Raw genomic sequence first — 17929 nt, forward strand, 5'->3', positions numbered from 1 at the left:
TCCCGCGCGGGAGCGGCTCAGGTCGGTGCTCCCGCGCGCACCGCGAATCCGCGCTGCGTCCTGACCTTCCGGCCCACGGCCGGACCTCCCCAAGGACACGACTGTCATGAACCGCTCTTCTTCTGCTGTTTCTTCTTCCTCCCGCCTCCGCCTCGTCGGCAGTGGCGCTCTCGTCGCCGCCGGATCCGTCGCGCTGGCTCTCAGCGCACCGGCCGCGGCCAGCGCTCACGTGACCGCGGCGGCGAGCAGCACGGCCGCCGGCTCGTATACGGTGGTCACGTTCTCGCTCGCCCACGGCTGCGAGGGCTCGCCGACGACGGGACTCACGATCACGATGCCCGACGGCATCAACTCGGTCAGCCCCACGATCAACCCGAACTGGGACGTCGTGAAGAACGAGGTCGCGATCGCCGACCCGGTCACGGACTCCCACGGCAACACCGCCACCCAGCGGGTCTCGGACGTGGTCTACACGGCGAAGACGCCCCTCGCCGACGGCTACCGCGACACGGTCGCCCTCCAGCTGCAGCTCCCCGAGGACGCAGCGGGCTCCACGCTCGAGTTCCCTGTGCTGCAGACCTGCGAGACGGGCAGCACCGCGTGGGACCAGCCGACCGTCGACGGCCAGGACGAGCCCGAGCTGCCCGCACCCACCGTCGCAGTGACCGCCGCGGAAGCGGGATCCGGTCACGGGGGCGGACACGACGACGACGGCGACGGTGACGACGCGGTCGCGACCACCGCCTCCGCGACGACCGCCACGAGCGGCGACGACGTGCTCGCCCGCATCCTCGGAGTCGGCGGGCTCGTCGTCGGTGCGGTCGGCGTGGCCGTCGGGCTCGCCTCCCGCCGGCGCGGACCCCGGGCGTCGGCGTGACCCGTCGCAGGGCCCTGGTCGCCGCCACCGCGATCGGGCTGCTCGGCTCGATCGCGGTGGCGGCGCCCGCCAGCGCGCACAACTACCTCGTCTCGACGACTCCCGCGGCGGACTCGACGGTGACAGAGCAGCCGGGAACGCTGGTGCTGACGACGAACGACGACCTGCTCGTCCTCGGGACGGACGGGACGGCGGCGGCTCTGCGCGTCGTCGGGCCGGACGGGCTGTACTACGGCGACGGCTGCGTCAGCGTCGTCGGGCCGGAGGCGTCGATGCCGCTCGAGCTCGGTGCTGCGGGGGAGTACGAGGTGACCTGGCAGGTCGTGTCGACGGACGGGCACCCCGTCTCGGGTCAGTACGCCTTCGACTGGGCGCCGGCCGACGGCGCTGCGCTCGCCGACGGGTCGGACTCGATCCCGGACTGCAACGGGACCGTCGCGGTCTCGGGAGGCGGAGCCGAGACCGCCGATGAGGCCCGGACGGAGTCGGGATCGGATCCGGCACTTCTCGGCGACGTGCTCTGGATCGGCGGCGCTCTCGCCGCAGTCGCCGCCGCCATCGGGGTGACCCTGCTGGTGCTGCGGCGCCGACCCCGCGATTGAGTCTCGCGAGCCTCCTCGGACCCTCGCCGGTCAGCGCAGGAGGCTCGCGAGAGGCCCCTCGCCGAGACCGGTGAGGACGGCCGCCGCGTCCTCGTAGACGGCGACGGCCCCGGCTTCGCGGAGTTCGTGCTCCGAGGTGCCGCCGGACAGGACTCCCACCGTCGCGAGGCCCGCGCGCTCGGCGGCCAGGACGTCCCAGGTCGCGTCGCCGACCATGACGGCGCGGTCGGCGGAGACCCCCGCTCGGTCCAGCGCGATCGAGATCAGGTCGGGTGCGGGCTTCGCCGTGGAGACGTCCGCTCCGCTCGTGACGGCGTGGACGGACCCGCCGAAGTCGAGGACGTCGAGAAGAGCGTCGAGCTCGTTCTGCGGCGCCGAGGTGGCGAGGACGACGCGGACGCCTCGACCGACGAGCGTCGCGACGAGCTCGCGAGCGCCCGGCAGAGGAACGATGCGGGCCGTCGTCTCGGCGTAGTTCTTCGTGTGCAGCGACTTCACCAGCGCACGCCGCTCCTCCTCCACCTCGTCCTCGAGGAGCATGTCGAGCAGCTCCGACGAGTCGGCGCCGATCGCCCGCTGGATCCGCCAGGCGGGGACGACGAGATCGGCCTGCCAGAAGGCGCGCGACCACGCCTCGACGTGGAGGAAGTTCGTGTCGGCGAGGGTCCCGTCGATGTCGAAGAGGACCGCGGCGGGCGCGACGGGGGTGTCGTTGTCAGCTGTCATCCGCTGAACAGTACGCGCCGGGTGCGGCGCCCCGTACCCCCCTTGACGCAGGCCGTCGACGACGTCAGGAAGCTGTCACGTCCGGAAGCTGCCGCGGCGCCTCAGGTCGCCGTTCCCCCGCCGTTCCGGGCCGGCGGCGGGCTCTCGATGGCAGCAGAGGGCATGCCCGGAAGCTGACGTTGTGGCCCCCTCGAGGGTCGGCGAGTCTCGATCCACAGGCCGACGAGGATCCCTTCCTCTCCGGCACGGACCACCGGAACGAGGGACAGCCCATGTCGAAGACCCGCCAGCTCCTGATCACTGCCGCCGTGGCGGTGGGACTCGCGACCGCCGCCGCCGGACCGGCCTCGGCGGATGCGCTCAGCGCCGCGAGCCTGCAGCAGGTGCAGGACGTGCAGGACACGCAGCACGTGCAGCAGCTCGAGCGGATCGTCGAGCGCGTCGTCCCCGGCGTCGTCCGTCCGCAGATCTGGGACTGGTGAGCCGCAGGCCCCGTCCCTCCGACCCGCGTCCCTCCGACACAGAACGAAGGAAGAGCATGAGCATCCTGCAACGACCGGCAGCCGCACCGCAGACGGCGGGCCGCTCCTCGGACGGCGACGTCGTCGTCGTCGAGGGTCTGGTGAAGACGTACGGCGAGTTCCGTGCGGTCGCAGGTCTCGACCTCCGGGTCGGTCGCGGCGAGGTCTTCGGCCTCCTCGGTCCCAACGGCGCCGGCAAGACCACCACGATCGACCTGCTGGTGGGGCTGCGTCGCCCGAGCGCCGGCTCCGTCCGCATCCTGGGTCTCGATCCTGCGGCCGACCGGGCCGCCCTCACCGCCCGCGTCGCCGTGCAGCCGCAGGAGGCGAGCCTCTACGACACTCTGAGCGTCGCCGAGACGCTGCGCCTGTTCGCCTCGCTGCACACCGCACCGCGGCCGGTCGCCGAGATCGCCGAGCGGATCGGCCTGGCCGACCAGGCCGGGGTGCGCGTGAAGCGGCTCTCGGGCGGCCAGCGCCGGCGCCTCCTGCTCGGCGTCGCCCTGATCGGCGATCCTGAGCTGGTGGTGCTGGACGAGCCCTCGGCCGGCCTGGATCCGGCGGCGCGTCAGAGTCTCTGGAGCCTGATCGCCTCGCTCCGCGAGCGGGGCACCACGGTCGTCGTCACCACGCACCACATGGACGAGGCGAGCGTGCTCTGCGACCGCGTCGCGATCGTCGTCGACGGCGCGATCGTCGCCGTCGGCGCCCCCGAGGAGCTGGTGCGCCAGCGCTCCGCGCATCGCCGGGTGTCGTTCACGCTCCCGCTCGAGGCCGCTCCGGACGCGCTGCTGGCTCATCCGGGGGTCGTCTCGCTCGAGACCTCGCCCGGCGCCGACGAGCAGCGCGTGGAGGTCGTGACCAGCGACTCCGACGATCTGATCGCCCACCTGACCACCGCCGGCTGGCGGCCCCGCGACCTGACCGTCGCGACCCGGACACTCGAGGACGTGTTCCTCGCACTCGCCGAGACGAGCGATTACGAGTCCCGCTCCCGCGGGACGAAGCGGAAGGGACGGAAGAACCGATGACCGCCACTCTCGAGGCCCCGCCGCGCTCCGCGCTGGCCGAGCTGAGCCTGACCAACGCGCGCGAGCTGCTCCGCGACGGGAAGACGATGTTCTTCCTCCTGTTCTTCCCGCTGTTCTTCCTGGGGCTGTTCTGGTTCCTGGCGAACACGATCGATGCGGAGTCGCCCCGGCCCGTGGTGACGGTGGCGGAGTCGTCCGGCAGCGCCGCGCTCGTCGACCGGCTCGAGGCCGACGGCTTCACCGCGACCGAGGCGGCTCCGGGCACGACCGCCCCGGGGTCGACGGCGATCGTCACCGTGCAGGAGGGCGGCGCGACCGTGCTGCTCGACGCGCAGGAGAAGCCGCAGTGGCGCGGCCTGGTCGACAGCGTCGCCGCCGCGGGGATCGCGCGGACGAGCATCTCGGCGGGCTACAGCGACGGCACGGCGGTCTTCGATCCGCTGCGCAACAGCCTCGCCTCGATCGTGATGGTCTCGTTCCTCACCCTGGCTCTGCTCGGCACCGCCGTGCCCGTCGTGGGTCTGCGCGGCAAGGGGACTCTGCGCCTGCTCGGCACCACTCCGCTGCGGCGCTCGACGTTCATCCTGTCGCAGTCGCCGGCCCGGTTCCTGCTCGGAGTGGCGCAGCTGGCTCTCGTGATCGCGGTCACCGCGGTACTGGGCTACCTCAGCCCGGCCGCCGTGCCCCGGCTGATCGTGACGGCCCTGATCGGCCTGACCATGCTCTTCGCGATCGGCTACCTGATCGGCTCGCGGGCCTCGAACTCGGAGGCGACCACCACCGTGGTCTCGCTGCTGATCCCCGTGGCGCTGATGCTCTCCGGGTCCGTCATCCCGCTCAGCGTGTTCCCTCCCGAGGTCCAGGCGGTCGTCTCCTGGCTGCCGACGACGGTGCTCGCGAACGCCCTCTCGGTCGATCTGGTCGGAGCGGTGGACGCCGTGGACATCGGGGTCGCCTGGGGCGTCATGGCCGCGGTCGCGGCGCTCGCCGCAGGACTGGCGACCGTGCTCTTCCGCTGGGACCAGGGGGAGAAGCGATGACCGGCGCGCAGCACGACCTCGGCCGTCTCGCCGATCTCGACCGCCTCGTCGGCCCGCTCGGAGTCGTCCACGGAGTCGACCGGCTGCCCAACCAGCCCGGTGAACCCGGCTTCCCGATCTACGTCGCGCAGATCGGCGACCTCTCGCCCGTCTCGCCGAACGTCCGGGAATCGACCCGCGGAGCCTCCACTCGCGGCGGGATCGACGGCGCCGGCGGCGCCCTCGACCCCGAGAAGGCCTCCCGCCTCTGCCTCGCTGAGGCGATCGAGCGCTACGCGTCGTGCTTCGTCCCCGAGGACCAGCTGATCTGGGCCGCATCGGACGAGCTCGGCGACGAGGGCATCGACCTGCGCCGCTTCCCGCAGTGCTCGGAGGCGGAACTCGCCCACCCGCGCTCGATCCACGCCCCGGTCGACACGACCGCGCCCCTCCGCTGGACGCGCGGCTGGTCGCTGACCCGTTCGCGGCCCGTGTACGTGCCGGCCGTCTCCACCTGGCTGCACATCCCGGCCCGGACGCCGACCGAGCGCTTCACGATGCCGATCTCGACCGGATGCGCGACCCACACGTCGCTCGCTCAGGCCGTGATCAACGGGCTCAGCGAGGTCATCGAGCGCGACTCGATCGCCCTCACCTGGCTGCAGCGGATCCCGTGGCCGCAGCTCGACATCGACGTCGACGACGAGCGCCTCGCGCCGTTCCTCGAGCGCTACCGCACCAGTCACGTGCAGACCCGCTTCTACGACGCGACGACCGACGTCGGCGTGCCGACCTTCTACTCCGTCGACGTCACTCCCGAGAACGAGGTGCTCGGCCAGCTCGTGATGTGCAACACCTCACTCGACCCGGTCGACTCGGTCGCCAAGATGCTCCGGGAGTCCGCGTCGTCGCGCATCGCCATGCAGGCCTCGCGCGGCCGGCCCGACGACGTCGCCGACTTCACATCGGTGTTCCACGGAGCCAGCTACATGGGTGAGCCGCAGCGGATCCGCGACTACGACTTCCTGCTCACCTCGACTGCGACGCGCCGGCTGTCCGAGATCCCGTCGCAGCTCCGCGGCGACCCCGAGACCGAGCTGCACGGCATGGTCGAGCGTCTCGACGCCATCGGCGCCGAGGTGGTCGTGGTCGAGATCACGACCGAGGAGGCGCGGGCAGCCGGCTTCCGCGTGGTCCGGGTGATCGTGCCCGAGCTGATGCCGCTCTCGTTCGTGCACACCGGCCGCTACCTCGCCCACCCCCGCCTCTACGAGGCCCCCGTCGCGATGGGATATCCCGCCGCCGACGAGGCCGGCCTCAATCCGCTCCCGCAGCCGTTCGCCTGACCCGGCCCGGCAGATCAAGGACGACATCATGAGAGTTCACCTCCTCGCCTCGGGCGATGCGGCCCAGGCCGTCGCGGACCGCCTCACTGCGGTGCTGCACGCCGCGGGCGACGTCACCGCGACCGACCGGGTCACCGCCGACCGCGGCCTCGACCCCTCCTACTGGCCGCACCCCGATCTGCGGATCACTCTCGCCTGGCGCGAGTCGGCAGCGCTCTTCGAGGCCGTCGACCGCTCCTCCGTCGAGACGGGTGTGCCCACCACCCAGGCCGTCCTCGTCCACCCCCGGCTCCGGGTCGGCCCGACCCTCGTGCCGGGCGGCTCGGGCGGCCCGTCCGACACGATCGGCGGCTGCCAGCGCTGCCTCGAGCGGCGCCAGCGGCAGCACGACGGCGGTCTCGAACGTGCGGAGGCACTGTGGCGCCGCTACGCCGACGATCCGTCCGCGGGCCCCGTCGGGCACCTTCCGCAGCACGTCTCGGTCGCCGTCGCTCTGCTCGCCGGCATCGCGACCGCCGTGCGGGAGGGGCGCGTCGCCGAGGAGCGCAACGTCGTCCGCACGGTGCACCTGCTGAACGGCACCACCCACCGCACCGAGCTGATCCCTGTGCACGGCTGCGAGCGCTGCGGAGTGCCCCGGCCCGACTCCACCTGGTCGGCGCTGGCGACCGAGCTCGCCGCCCTCGGCGCGACCGACCGGAGGAGTGTCCACCATGTCTGAATCCGGAGTGCTCGGGGCCGAGGCGATGGGCGTCGCCGCGCTGACCGATCCGCAGTTCCGCCTCCCGCGGCGCCCGCGGCTGGCCCCCGGCCTGGTCGTCGTCCCCGGCGACGATGGCGTGCTCGTCGAGGGAGGGCCGACCCGGCAGCTGCTCGGCGGCCGTGCGGCCGGCGCCGTGCTCGGCGCTCTGCTGCCGCTGCTCGACGGCTCCCGCTCGATCGAGGAGCTCGCCGCGGAGACCGGGCGGGCGCTGCGGGCGACCCACTCGGCCGTCGCTCTGCTCTACGCCAGCGGTCTGCTCGAGGACGCCCAGGGCGCCCCCGACGTCACCGGCGCGGACCCCGCCGCACTGGCCTTCTACTCCCGCTCGATCGATTCGACCCGGGTGAACGCCTCCGGCGCCGAGGCCGTGCAGCGGCTGCGGACCAGCCGGGTGCTCGTCGCAGCCGGACCGACCGCGTCCGGACTCGCCGAGGAGCTGACCGCGGAGCTGCGACTCACCGAGATCGGCGAGGTCCGACTCGCCGAGCCGGGCACCGCCTCCGTCGATGGTCGGAGTCTGCTGATCCTCGTCGGCGACTCCGCACCGCTGCGCAGGGACGCCGAGCGCGCCGCCGCCGCCGGCGTGGGCGTGCTGCCGGTCCGGCTGCGCGGGCGCCGGCTGTACTACGGGCCCTACGTCGATCCCTCCTACACCGCACGGTTCGACGACATCGCCGACCAGATCGCGGCGGAGACCCACGACGACCCGAGCGCCCTGGACCACCCGCTGGCCGCCGCTCTCGTCGCCGCTGACGTCGCCGCCCTGCTCTCGCGGGTCGGGACGCCGCTGTCGCAGCAGTCTCTCGTGCGGCTCGACCTCGAGACCCTGGTGCAGGACCGACTGGTGGCGGTGCCGTCGACACCCGACGGGATCCCGCTCGCCTACGCCTTCGAGGCGTCGACTGCGTTCCCGCCGCGCGCCCTCGCCTCGCCGAAGGACCACCAGGTCCACTACAAGCAGTCGAACATCGTGCTGCAGCGCGACTCCAAGCGCTGGCCGAGCGCGCGCACCGTGGCGCTGGCCGAGCGCGAGACCGAAGGGTCCGCGTTGACCGCCGGCGTCCTCGCCGACCTCGTGATCCGCACCGCGGGCAACCGCGAGAGCGGCACCCCGCGAGAGGGCAAGGTGCACCGCTGGGCCGCCTCCGGGGGCAACCTCGGCTCCGTGCAGGCCGCAGTGCTCGCCCGGAGAGTGGCGGGGCTGCCGGCGGGCGTCTACGGCTACCAGCGCGGGGACGACACCTGGGCCGAACTGCCCTGGGCCGACCCCGAGGCCCGCATCGCCGGAGCCGATCCCGACGCCGACGCCGTGCTGGTGCTCACCGGTGCGCTCGGCCGGGTGGCGTCGAAGTACGCCGCCTTCGCCTGGCGCATCGTCCACCTCGATGCGGGGGTCGCTGTGACCCACGCACGACTCCTGGCGGCGCAGCACGGACTGCGTGCCGACGCAGCTCCGGCCTGGGACGACGCCGCGATCGGCCGCCTCCTCGGCATCGACCTCGACGCCGAGCCGGTGACGGCCGTCGTGTCGCTGCACGCCGCCGCCGCATCCACCACGACCGGAGGTACCGCGCGATGACCACGATCCCGACGCCGATGAGGGGGCTCCGCGCCCAGCACGAGCTGATCGGCGAGCTGCAGCAGAGCGTGCGGCTCTCGCCCGCCGCCCTCGCCACCCGCCCGTCGCCTGCGGCCCCCCGCCGCCCGCGAGTGCAGGGGGTGCGGCCGACCGGCCTGCCGACCGTTCCCGTCAGACGGGACGCGACCCCGCGCCTCCACAGCCTCGACGAGGTGCTCGAGCGCCGCGAGTCGGTGCGGTTCTACCGCGAGCAGTGGGTCGATGCCGAGGCCGTCGCGCAGATCGTGCGGGCGGGGCACCTGGCCGATGCGTCCACGTGGCCGGGCGAGGCGGAGGCGGGACTCGGCATCGAGCTGCTCGTCGCCGCGCGGCGCATGACCGGCTCGTCACCCGCGATCCTCCGGCTCGACGGCGACGAGTTCGTGCCGCTCGCCGAGCTCGACGAGGAGAGCGCCGACGACCTGGTGCTGCAGATCGAGTACGCCTGGTCGCCCGTCATCCTCATCGCGATCGCGCCGCTCGCCGATGCGCTCGAGCGCTGGGGCGACCACGGCGAGCGCTTCGTCAACACGCGCGCCGCCGCGGCCGTCACGGCGGCGCTGCACGAGGCCGCGGGACTCGGACTCGCGGGCAGCCCCTTCGCGGGCTTCCTCACCTCTGGACTTCGTCGACTCCTCGATGTCGACGGCTACGCGAACGCCCAGCTGTTCGCCGCCTCCCTCGGCCATCCGGCCGTGGAGGGCGACATCGTCACCACCACCACCACCACCACCGGAAGGACCGCATCATGACCGCACTCCCCGCCTCCTCGTCCTCGGACGACGACCTGTTCTCGGTCGACATCGAGGCCCTCGATGTCGCCGAGCTGCCGGGCGACGCCGCCCTGGCGTCGCTGAGCTCGGGCTCGACGGTCGGCTCGGCCTCGTGCCCCGCCTCGTCGGCCTCGACCCTCGGCACCGTCGGCTGCTTCGGCTGAGCCGCGCCGGCACTGCTCCTCACTCACTCCTCCCACGACGAAAGGACCACTCCCATGGACGACCTCACCTCACAGGACCTCGACGGCGACTTCGGCGTCGACGAGCTCGACGCTCAGACCGCTCTGGGCACCTGGGGCTCCGCCGGCACGTTCAGCTCGGCCTCCTGCCCGGCCTCGACGGCGAGCTCGGGCGGATCCGCCTCCTCGTTCGGCTGATCGCCGACATCCGCACCACCCACCGCATCACCCTTCGAAAGGACACACCATGACTCAGAACGCCAGCGAGAACCAGGACCTCTTCGCCGACGACCTCCTCGCGCACGACCTCTCCGTCGAGGAGCTCGACAACCAGGTGGCAGCCGGTTTCACCACCGCGGGCTCGTTCGCGACCGGCGGCTCGGCGTCCTGCCCGGCCTCCTCGGCCTCGACCGGCAGCTCCTTCTCGAGCGCCGGCGACTGACCCGTCGTGCCGCCCGCTCCACCGCGGGCGGCACGACCACCCTCTCCACCCTCCCCTCAGCATCCGTTCGAAACGAGGAACAGCGTGAGCACCACGACCACTGTCCGCGGCACCGCCTCCGCACTGGAGGACGCGCCCGTGGACTGGTTCCGCGACAGCCGCCCGCGCCTGCGCGCCGACGCGGAGCTTCTCGCCGGCCTCGACGACAAGCCCCTCCTGCACATCGGGGCGTCGGGCCGCTACATCGCGATCGGCCGCGAGGTCGTCCCCCTCCTGCCGCTGTTCGACGGCAGTGCCGCCGGATCCGAACTCGTCGAGCGGATCCGCGGCGAGCGCGACGCGGACCAGGTCGCCGATCGCCTCGCCCGCCTCGCCCACGGCCTGCGCCAGGCCGGCGCCCTCGACGAGCCGCCTGCGCGCGTCGGAGGCCGCCGCGGCATCGCTCGGTTCATGCGCCGCGAGCACCTGCTGCGCCTGCCGCTGACGCGCAGCGTCGACCGAGCGCTCGAACCGCTGATCGCACCGCTGCGCTCCGTGCCGGGGTCGCAGCTGGTCGCCCTGTGGGTGGCCCTCGCCGCGCTCGGCGCCGTGCTCGGCGTCCTCGCCCTGGCGACCGCCGGCGCCGACTGGCGCCCACCCGCCCATCTCTGGCTCGTCTATCCTCTGCTCTTCGCGCAGATCGCCGCGCACGAGCTCTCGCACGCGCTGGTCTGCCAGTACCTGCGCGTTCCCGTCCGCGAGGCGGGGATCGGGCTGATGCTCTACGTCATGCCGGTGGGATACGTCGATCGCACCGACGCCTACCGCGTCCCGGACCGGCGGTCCCGGGCCTTCCTCTCGCTCGCAGGCCCGGTCAACGACCAGCTCTGGTTCGGAGTCGCGGCCGTCGTCGCGCTGACCGTGCCCGGCGAGGTCGGCGATCTCGCGTTCGTGCTGCTGGTCTTCCAGGCGTTCCTCACCGTCATGAACCTGAACCCGGTCACCCCGTCCGACGGGTACCACGCCGTCTCGGCGCTCGCCGGAGAGGTGAACGTCCGCGGCCAGGCCCTCTCCTTCCTCACCCACCGGCTCCTGCGCCTCCCGCTGCCGCAGGGAGTCGCCGCGCTGTCCGCCCGCCGCCGCCGATTCTTCGTCGGCTACGCCCTCGCCTGCCTCGCTTTCCTCGTGCTTCTGGTCGCGGGGGTCGCCCGCACCGTCATCGGACTCGTGGAGGTCCTCTCATGAGCATCACCGTCCCCGCCCCGCGCACGCCCGTCCAGCGCCTCCGTCTCGATCGGGTCGCAGGCCTCGACGCCGAGCGGCTGCCCCAGGCGCCCGAGGGCGCCGACGAGCTCGCCGCCCGCCTCGACGACCTCGAGGCGCGGCTCCCGGTTCTGGGCGTGGCGGCCAGCGGCGCTCTGCACCGCCTCGTCCCGCTCCTCGACGACGACCGGACCCTCCGCCGCGCCGTGCTGGCCCTGCGCCGCTGCACCCGCTCGGCGACTCCGGCGGCCCTCGACCCCGCCCTGCTCGCCGCGATCGGGATCGCGCTGGCGGGGCGTCCCTCCGACGCGGAGGCGGTCACCGCCTGGGCGGAGGCGGCCGGCCTGCGCGCCGTGCTCGGCGATCGCCATCGCGACGCCGTCGACCGAGGGACCGCGAGAGCCACAGCCGCGCTCACGGCCCTGCGCGACGACCCCCAGGTGATCGGCGCCATCGCCGACGCCAGCCCGGACTTCGCCGCCGCTCCCGGCCGCGCCGCCCTCGATCCTGGACGCCACGCCGCCAGGAGCCTGCTCTCGTACGCCACCCGCGCCGCCTGCAAGACCAGCCCGTTCGGCACGCTCACCACGGTCGCGCTCGCCGACGCGCCCGCACCCTCCGCCCCGGCCGCCGCGGTCACCCACGCCTACGCCGCGGCCTGGCTCGACGTGCTCGCCCGCGACGAGACCGCCGTCGCCGCCCTCGAGATCGAGCCGCTGCCCACCGGCGGTCTCGACCCGGTGCGCGAGCCCGTCGCCGTCGCGGAGCTGCTCGAGACCCCCGACTTCGTCTGGCGCAGCACCCTGCGGGTGGCCCTCCGCGAGACCGGCGCAGTGCTCGAGGCGCTGCAGCGCGGCGGACGCAGACCGCTCGGACGCCTCCTCGACGAGCTCGGAGGGAGCGATCCGTTCGCCGCCTACCTCCGCATGCTCGACGCGGGGCTCCTGCGCGTCGTCGCGCCCTGGGGCTACGCCGAGCGCCACCCCCTCGACGTGCTCGCCGCGCGGCTGGACGCTTCGATCCCCGAGCATCCCGCCGGAGCCCTGCTCGCCGAGCTCGCCGCCGACGCGCGCGCCGTCACCGCCCTGACCGGGGTCGAGCGCGGCCGCCGTCGAGCGGCGCTGCGCGACCGGGCCGAGCGTGCTCTCGCCGATCGCGGCGTGAGCGCGGGGCGCCGCCGCTTCGAGGTCTACGTCGACGCGGCTCCGTCGGTCGCCGTCGCCGGCCCCGCGCCCGACCTCGAGGACGAGTTCGAGCGCTTCGCCGGCTCCGTGGCCCGCCGCACGACCCGCTCGCCCGCGTACCGGGCGCTCGTCGCCGCGGTCGTCGAGCGCTGCGGAGTCGGCGGCACGATCGAGGACCCGTGGCGCTGGCTGCTCGCCGCGAGCGCCGATGAGGCGCTCCGCGCGGCGCTCGCGGGACCGGGAGCCGACGCGTCGGGGATCGAGGTGCCGGAGCCTCCGCTCGGCCGGTCGATGCCGACCGCCACCGCCGCCGTCGCCGTGCAGGTCGTGCACGGGAGCACGCCGCTGCTCGTGGTCAACCAGCTCCTCGGGGGCCAGGGGGGACTCGTCAGCCGTCTCGGCGCGCTGCACGCCGGTCTCCGACCCCTGCTCGCCGATCGCGCCCGCCGTCTCGCGCGGGGCGGGCTCGCCGTCGAGTTTGTGCCCTCGTGGGAGGTCAACGGCATGCAGTCCGCTGCCGCGGGCACGCTGCCGCGGTTGTCGCTGCCGGTCGAGGGTCCGGTGACGGAGGAGCGTGCCGCCGCGGTCGAGTTCGCGGGGCTCCGCCTGCACCACGATCCGGCCACCGAGTCGATCGAGCTGCTGACCGCCGACGGCACGCCCGTCGTGCCCTTCTACCTCGGACTGGTGCCGTCGCACCTGCTCAGCGGGCCGGAGCGGATCCTCGCCCTCCTCGCCGACCCGTGGCGGCTGCCGCGCCTCGGATCGCCCGCGTTCGCGGTCCTCGCCGACGCCGGCCGGGTCGTGTCGCGCCCACGGCGCACCACCGGGAGGATCGTCACCCGTCGCGCGCTCTGGACCGTGCCCGCCTCCCAGCTCCCCGCCGGTCTGCCGGCCGGCGGTCCGCCGTCCGGATCCGGCGGCGATGTCGAGCTGCTCCGCTCGGTCGGACGCTGGCGGCGCGAGCACGGACTGCCGCCGCTGGTGTTCGCACGCCTCGTCAGGGCGCGCATCGCGCTGGATCCGGTGGGCCGCAAGCCCGTCGCGATCGATCTGCGCAGCCCGCACTCGCTCCGGCTGCTCGAGACGATGCTCGCCGAGGCCCATCGACGCGACGACCTGCGCGGCGTCGAGTTCACGGAGGCGCTGCCCGCTCCCTCGGAGTACGCGCGCGCCTCCGACGGCTCCCTCCGCGCCGTCGAGCACGTCGTGCTGCTCGGGGGTGAGGACCGGTGATGCTCCTCGGGGCCGCGTCACGGCCGGTCGAGCTCGCCGACGCCCCGCAGTGGTGGTACGCGTGCCTGTACACCGGAGGAGTGGACGCGACCGACGATGTGGTCGCGGGGCTCCTGCCGCCCGTGCTCGCCGAGGTGCGGGCGCTCGGCGCGAGCCGCTGGTTCTTCCTCCGCTACGTCGATCGCAGGGGGCCGCACCTGCGCCTGCGCGTCTTCGGACCGGGGGCGAGCCTCGACCGCCTCGTGCGCAGCGTCGACGACCTCGGCGCGCACCTCGAACTGATCACGACCGCGCCCCGAGCGCGGCCGATCGAGCTCGTGCCCGGAGCGGGCGCCGCCCTCCTCGCGGGTGCCGGCGACGCGGTCGGGGTGCGGCCCGCGGTCTACGAGCCCGAGATCGACAAGTACGGCGGTCTCGACGGCGTCGAGCTGGCGGAGCGGCTGTTCGAGTTCTCGTCGGAGCTCGCGCTCTGGGGCGTCTCGGAGCACGAGAAGGGCGGTGCACGCGATGCGCTCGCGGCGCTCCTGCTCGCCGATGCGGCTGGTGCGCTCCTGCACGGCGCCCGCGCGGGTCGGTGGCCCGCGCGACGGGCCGTCTCCTGGTCGCGCTTCTGGCACATCCACTCGCGATGGTGGACGGGGGCCGTCCTCGGCGACGAGACGCTGCGCGTCGCTCTGGAGGCGCAGGCCGCCGGGCACCGGGACGCGGTCGGCGAGCGCCTGCGGCGCACGGCGGCCCTGCCCGGGGTGCAGGCGTGGCGCCGCCGCTGGTTCCGCGCGATCGACGACCACCTCGCCGCGGCGGGGAGGATGGAGGTGCCGCGCACCCCGCAGCACCTCGTGTTCCACCAGAACCACATGCTGATGAACCGGCTCGGGTACCTCCCGCGCGAGGAGGCCCTGCTCGGGATCCACGCGCGGGACTGGACGGCCCTGTCGTCCACAGATCCTCGACCGTCAACGAAAGGACAGAACCGATGAGCAATTCGGCCACCACCCGCACCCCCGTCGCCGCTCGCACGACCGCCGCTGCGGCCGTCGGAGCCCTCGCCTGGATCGCGCTCGGCGCATCCCTGCTCGGCGGCCTCGAGGTGATCGGAGTGACGATCGCCCTGGTCCTCGTCGCCGTCGCCGCGACCGCGCTCGCGATCGTCGGCACTGTCCGCGCCCGGCCGGCAGCCGGTCGCGGGCCTCTCGTCGTCGCGCTGACGGCACCCATGATCGCCCTCGCCGCGATGACACCGCTGTTCCGGCTCGGCGGCGCGCTCGTCTTCGGCGTCGTCTCGTTCGTCTTCGCGGCCGAGCTGGCGGTGCTGGCCGTCGTGTCGCTCCGGCGAGGGCGCCGTGCCTGACCGGGAGGAGGCCGCCGCGGGCGCCCCGGCCGACCCGGAGCGGTCCGACCCGGAGCCGGCCGACCAGGAGCGGCCCGGCTCGGAGCCGCGCCCTTCGGAGCCGTGCCACTCGGAGGAGCCGGCGCCGCGCCGTCCGGCGCACGCGCTGCCCGTCGAACGTGCGTGGGCCGACGGCCTGTGGCCGTCATGACCGGCTCGCCGAGCTCCCACCCCGGATCGGTGAGTAGGATCGGCGGGTCCGTCCGGGGGGAGTAGTCGAGTGCTGAGCGAGCATGCCGTCGAGCTGTATCTGTACGTGTGCGCGCGCTCCGAATGGACGATCGACGGCGCGTCGATGGATCTCGGCGTGCGGGTCCGCGAGCTCGTCGAGGCACGGGACGAACTCGTCGCGCGGCGGCTCCTCACCCCGCTGCACGAGGGAGGCGAGGCGCTGGCCGCGACCGCGCCCGATGTCGCGCTCGCCGGCCTGGTCGACGAGGACGAGCGCCGCATCCACGATCTGCGGGCCGCCGTGACGAAGCAGCGCAGTGAGCTGATGGCCCTGCTGCCCGCGTACCGCGAGGCCCGTGACACCGTGGCGAGCGTCTCGCAGGTCGAGGTGGTCGAGGACCCGGTGACGGTCATGCGCCTGCTGATCGACGTCGGTCGGCGCGTGTCCCGCGAGGTGCTCATCGTCCAGCCGGGAAGCGGAGCGAGTGTCGAGCGGCACGAGGAGAGCAACGAGAAGGACCGGGCACTCCTCGCGCAGGGCGTCTCGCGTCGCACGATGTACCACGATCGCCGCCGCGACCACCTGCCGACTCAGCGCACCGTCGCCGAGTTGGAGCCCCTGGGAGCGCAGTTCCGCACGCTGCCGCTCGTGCCGTTCCGCCTCCTGGTCTTCGACCGCACCCTCGCCCTCGTCTCCCGCCAGCGGGACGAGGACGACCGCGCCGCACTCGTCATCCGCTCTCCTGATGTGATCTCGGCCTTCGTGCACGTGTTCGACGCGGCGTGGGAGTTCGCCGCGCCGTTCCGCGCGGAGGCCCCTCCGGCGGGCGACGCGGGGCTGTCGGCCGTCCAGTCCGCGATCCTCTCCGGACTCACCGCGGGACTCACCGACGAGGTCATCGCCAGCCGGCTCGACATCAGTGTGCGCACCTGTCGTCGCCACATCGCCGGCCTGTTCGAGCTGCTCGGCGCCGACAGCCGCTTCCAGGCGGGGGTGCTCGCCGTCCAGCGCGGCTGGCTGCCTCCCCGCGCCGTCACCGCTCCGAGGACGAGCGCTCTCCGCCTGCCCTGAACGGCGCCGCCGGAGCAGCGTCGCGACCCGCAGCGGGGCGGCTCTCACACCCGCCGCGGCACGGTGAACACCGTCTCCACTCCCGGCGAGTACAGCACCGAGTCCGGCGCGCGCGACGCCAGCCCGGGGAAGCCCGCAGCGTCGAGCAGTCCGTCGTCGAGCGCCAGAAGCGCCGCGCGGCGCAGCGGCCACGGCCGGTGCAGGTTGCGGCCGTACCAGGTGGAGCCCAGGTGGCGCTCGTGGTAGGCCCAGCGTGCGGTGAGGAACGAGGCGAGCGGGTCCTCGCCGACGGCCTCGCCCGGGCGGACGACGATCCGGGAGCGGGCGGCCGAGTCCGCGTGCCGGATCGTGTCGTAGATCACCGCGCCGTGGCGGTGCTCGATGCTCATCCGAGCCCAGCGGTAGGGGAGCCCGAACACCGCCTGCGCGGTGAGCACGGGAAGGAGGTGCGAGGCGTCGAGCGACACGAACACGACTCCGCGTCGTCCCTGCTCGTCGACGGAGTAGAGCCGAACGTTCACCTCGGGGAAGGTGCCGAGCCAGGGCACCCGCGGGCCGCCGAGGAAGGCCGTCCGCGAGAGCCGGAACGGGATCAGGCCCACCCAGGAGGAGCCGTCGTGCTCGTCCGGCCTCGTCCCGGCCGGAAGGTGGGGCGCCACCAGGGCGGGGTCGACGCGCCAGTGCAGGAACGTCGCCTCGGTCCAGCGCTGCTTCAGGATGCGCGGCCCGCCGAGCGCGGGCGCGGAACGGGTGACGGGTTCGACGGAGCTCACGCGCCCATCGTGCTCCGATGTGCTGCGAGCTCGCCCGTCCAGGCGCGCTCAGCGGCGCGCGGCGAGGGCCTTCAGCGTCTCCAGCACCAGGGCCACCGGTGCGGAGGAGGCGGCGGAGTTCCGCACGACGGCCTCGAGGGAGCGGACGGGCCGGGGGCGGACGACGGGCACGGCGCGGACGCCGTCGGGCAGGCGGTGGGCCGCGAGCTCCGGCAGGACCGTCACTCCCATTCCCGCGGCGACGAACGCGGCGGCGGTGATGTGGTCGTTCGCCTGGACGTGGAAGGGCGGCGCGAATCCGGCGGCGGCGCAGGCCTCCACGACGTTCCGGCGGCACCAGCCGGTGGGCAGGTCGTTGTCGACCCAGCGCTCGGTAGCGAGCTCGGCGAGGTCGATCTCGCTCCGGGAGGCGAGCGGATGTCCGTCGGGCAGGACGACGAGGTACGGGTCGTCGAGGAGGTGGTGCGCCGTGAACCCGGGAGCGGTCGGCTCGGAGGAGGCGACCAGGAGCTGCACGTCGGGGCGCGCCCCGAGGTCGTCGTCGAGCTCCTCACCCAGGCGCAGGTCGAGGGCGAGGCCGGGGAACGCAGCGGTCAGCCGGCGGGCGACCTCCGGCATCCAGGCGCTGCCGACGGAGGCGAAGTACGTCACCGAGAGGCGGCCGGAGCGGCCCTCGCGCAGCTCCTCCACCACGGCCTCCGCCTCGGCGAGGCGCTCGAGGACGCGGTCCGCCTGGGCGGCGAGGGCGCGTCCGGCGGGAGTCGGGCGGACGCCGCGCCCCACCCGCTCCAGCAGGGTCAGTCCGGTCTCGCGCTGCAGAGCGGTGAGGTGCTGGCTGACGGCGGAGGGCGTGTAGCCGAGGCCGGAGGCGGCTCCCGCGATCGAGCCGGAGGCGACGACGGAGCGGAGGATGCGGAGCCGGTGCACGTCGAGCATGGGACGACCGTACAGTCCCGCTGAA

20 protein-coding genes are annotated in these 17929 nt (G+C 74.0%); 17 read left to right on the plus strand and 3 right to left on the minus strand.

Annotated features, from left to right (window positions below):
• Positions 1-106: 106 nt before the first annotated feature.
• Both C5C24_RS10915 and C5C24_RS10920 read left to right on the plus strand, forming a co-directional pair.
• The gene (locus C5C24_RS10915; protein ID WP_104276852.1) at positions 107-877 is read left to right on the plus strand and encodes a YcnI family protein; all 771 of its coding nucleotides are present in this window, start codon (positions 107-109) and stop codon (positions 875-877) included.
• Positions 874-1479: a copper resistance CopC family protein gene (locus C5C24_RS10920; protein WP_104282219.1), complete on the plus strand. Its 606-nt coding sequence runs from the start codon at positions 874-876 to the stop codon at positions 1477-1479. Before C5C24_RS10915 ends, C5C24_RS10920 begins: the two co-directional genes overlap by 4 nt.
• A 30-nt stretch (positions 1480-1509) precedes the next feature.
• Here C5C24_RS10920 and C5C24_RS10925 read toward each other — a convergent pair whose 3' ends face one another.
• Positions 1510-2205 (minus strand): HAD family hydrolase, encoded by a 696-nt coding sequence (locus tag C5C24_RS10925; RefSeq protein ID WP_104276854.1) that lies wholly within the window; start codon positions 2203-2205, stop codon positions 1510-1512.
• A gap of 272 nt (positions 2206-2477) precedes the next feature.
• Here C5C24_RS10925 and C5C24_RS10930 point away from each other — a divergent pair, with 272 nt between their 5' ends.
• The 15 genes from C5C24_RS10930 (at position 2478) to C5C24_RS11005 (ending at position 16195) form a co-directional block, all read left to right on the plus strand.
• Positions 2478-2687, plus strand: coding sequence for a hypothetical protein (locus tag C5C24_RS10930; protein WP_104282218.1), 210 nt, complete (start codon positions 2478-2480; stop codon positions 2685-2687).
• Positions 2688-2743: 56 nt separating this feature from the next.
• On the plus strand, positions 2744-3757 hold the full coding sequence (locus tag C5C24_RS10935; protein ID WP_104276856.1) for an ABC transporter ATP-binding protein: 1014 nt from the start codon (positions 2744-2746) through the stop codon (positions 3755-3757).
• A complete protein-coding gene (locus C5C24_RS10940; protein ID WP_104304961.1) occupies positions 3754-4797 on the plus strand; it encodes an ABC transporter permease in 1044 nt (347 codons plus the stop codon). Before C5C24_RS10935 ends, C5C24_RS10940 begins: the two co-directional genes overlap by 4 nt.
• Positions 4794-6122: a YcaO-like family protein gene (locus tag C5C24_RS10945; RefSeq protein ID WP_104304962.1), complete on the plus strand. Its 1329-nt coding sequence runs from the start codon at positions 4794-4796 to the stop codon at positions 6120-6122. Before C5C24_RS10940 ends, C5C24_RS10945 begins: the two co-directional genes overlap by 4 nt.
• Before the next feature lie 28 nt (positions 6123-6150).
• Positions 6151-6843, plus strand: coding sequence for a hypothetical protein (locus C5C24_RS10950; RefSeq protein ID WP_104304963.1), 693 nt, complete (start codon positions 6151-6153; stop codon positions 6841-6843).
• Complete coding sequence (locus tag C5C24_RS10955) at positions 6836-8464, plus strand: hypothetical protein (RefSeq protein WP_146082590.1); 1629 nt, start codon at positions 6836-6838, stop codon at positions 8462-8464. Before C5C24_RS10950 ends, C5C24_RS10955 begins: the two co-directional genes overlap by 8 nt.
• Positions 8461-9255, plus strand: coding sequence for a nitroreductase family protein (locus C5C24_RS10960; RefSeq protein WP_104304964.1), 795 nt, complete (start codon positions 8461-8463; stop codon positions 9253-9255). Before C5C24_RS10955 ends, C5C24_RS10960 begins: the two co-directional genes overlap by 4 nt.
• Positions 9252-9440, plus strand: a complete 189-nt coding sequence (locus C5C24_RS10965; protein ID WP_104276862.1) for a thiocillin family RiPP — start codon at positions 9252-9254, stop codon at positions 9438-9440. Before C5C24_RS10960 ends, C5C24_RS10965 begins: the two co-directional genes overlap by 4 nt.
• Positions 9441-9494: 54 nt before the next feature.
• Complete coding sequence (locus tag C5C24_RS10970) at positions 9495-9656, plus strand: thiocillin family RiPP (RefSeq protein ID WP_104276863.1); 162 nt, start codon at positions 9495-9497, stop codon at positions 9654-9656.
• A gap of 49 nt (positions 9657-9705) precedes the next feature.
• Positions 9706-9900 (plus strand): thiocillin family RiPP, encoded by a 195-nt coding sequence (locus tag C5C24_RS10975; RefSeq protein WP_104276864.1) that lies wholly within the window; start codon positions 9706-9708, stop codon positions 9898-9900.
• A gap of 84 nt (positions 9901-9984) precedes the next feature.
• Positions 9985-11124, plus strand: a complete 1140-nt coding sequence (locus tag C5C24_RS10980; RefSeq protein WP_104276865.1) for a M50 family metallopeptidase — start codon at positions 9985-9987, stop codon at positions 11122-11124.
• Positions 11121-13562, plus strand: a complete 2442-nt coding sequence (locus C5C24_RS10985; RefSeq protein WP_104304965.1) for a hypothetical protein — start codon at positions 11121-11123, stop codon at positions 13560-13562. The genes C5C24_RS10980 and C5C24_RS10985 overlap by 4 nt, the downstream gene beginning before the upstream one ends.
• Positions 13562-14542: a lantibiotic dehydratase C-terminal domain-containing protein gene (locus C5C24_RS10990; RefSeq protein WP_104276867.1), complete on the plus strand. Its 981-nt coding sequence runs from the start codon at positions 13562-13564 to the stop codon at positions 14540-14542. The genes C5C24_RS10985 and C5C24_RS10990 overlap by 1 nt, the downstream gene beginning before the upstream one ends.
• Positions 14539-14913 carry a hypothetical protein gene (locus tag C5C24_RS10995; protein WP_104276868.1) on the plus strand — a complete coding sequence of 125 codons (375 nt, stop codon included), beginning with the start codon at positions 14539-14541 and terminating at the stop codon, positions 14911-14913. The genes C5C24_RS10990 and C5C24_RS10995 overlap by 4 nt, the downstream gene beginning before the upstream one ends.
• A gap of 259 nt (positions 14914-15172) precedes the next feature.
• Complete coding sequence (locus C5C24_RS11005) at positions 15173-16195, plus strand: helix-turn-helix transcriptional regulator (protein ID WP_104276870.1); 1023 nt, start codon at positions 15173-15175, stop codon at positions 16193-16195.
• A gap of 44 nt (positions 16196-16239) precedes the next feature.
• On the opposite strand, the gene C5C24_RS11010 is transcribed toward C5C24_RS11005, so the two are convergent.
• Together C5C24_RS11010 and C5C24_RS11015 are read right to left on the minus strand one after the other, a co-directional pair.
• Positions 16240-16968: a YqjF family protein gene (locus C5C24_RS11010; RefSeq protein WP_104276871.1), complete on the minus strand. Its 729-nt coding sequence runs from the start codon at positions 16966-16968 to the stop codon at positions 16240-16242.
• A 48-nt stretch (positions 16969-17016) separates the two neighbouring features.
• The gene (locus C5C24_RS11015) at positions 17017-17904 is read right to left on the minus strand and encodes a LysR family transcriptional regulator (RefSeq protein ID WP_104276872.1); all 888 of its coding nucleotides are present in this window, start codon (positions 17902-17904) and stop codon (positions 17017-17019) included.
• Between the last annotated feature and the right edge of the window lie 25 nt (positions 17905-17929).

This window comes from Rathayibacter sp. AY2B3 (genome assembly GCF_002931755.1).
Classification (GTDB): domain Bacteria; phylum Actinomycetota; class Actinomycetes; order Actinomycetales; family Microbacteriaceae; genus Rathayibacter.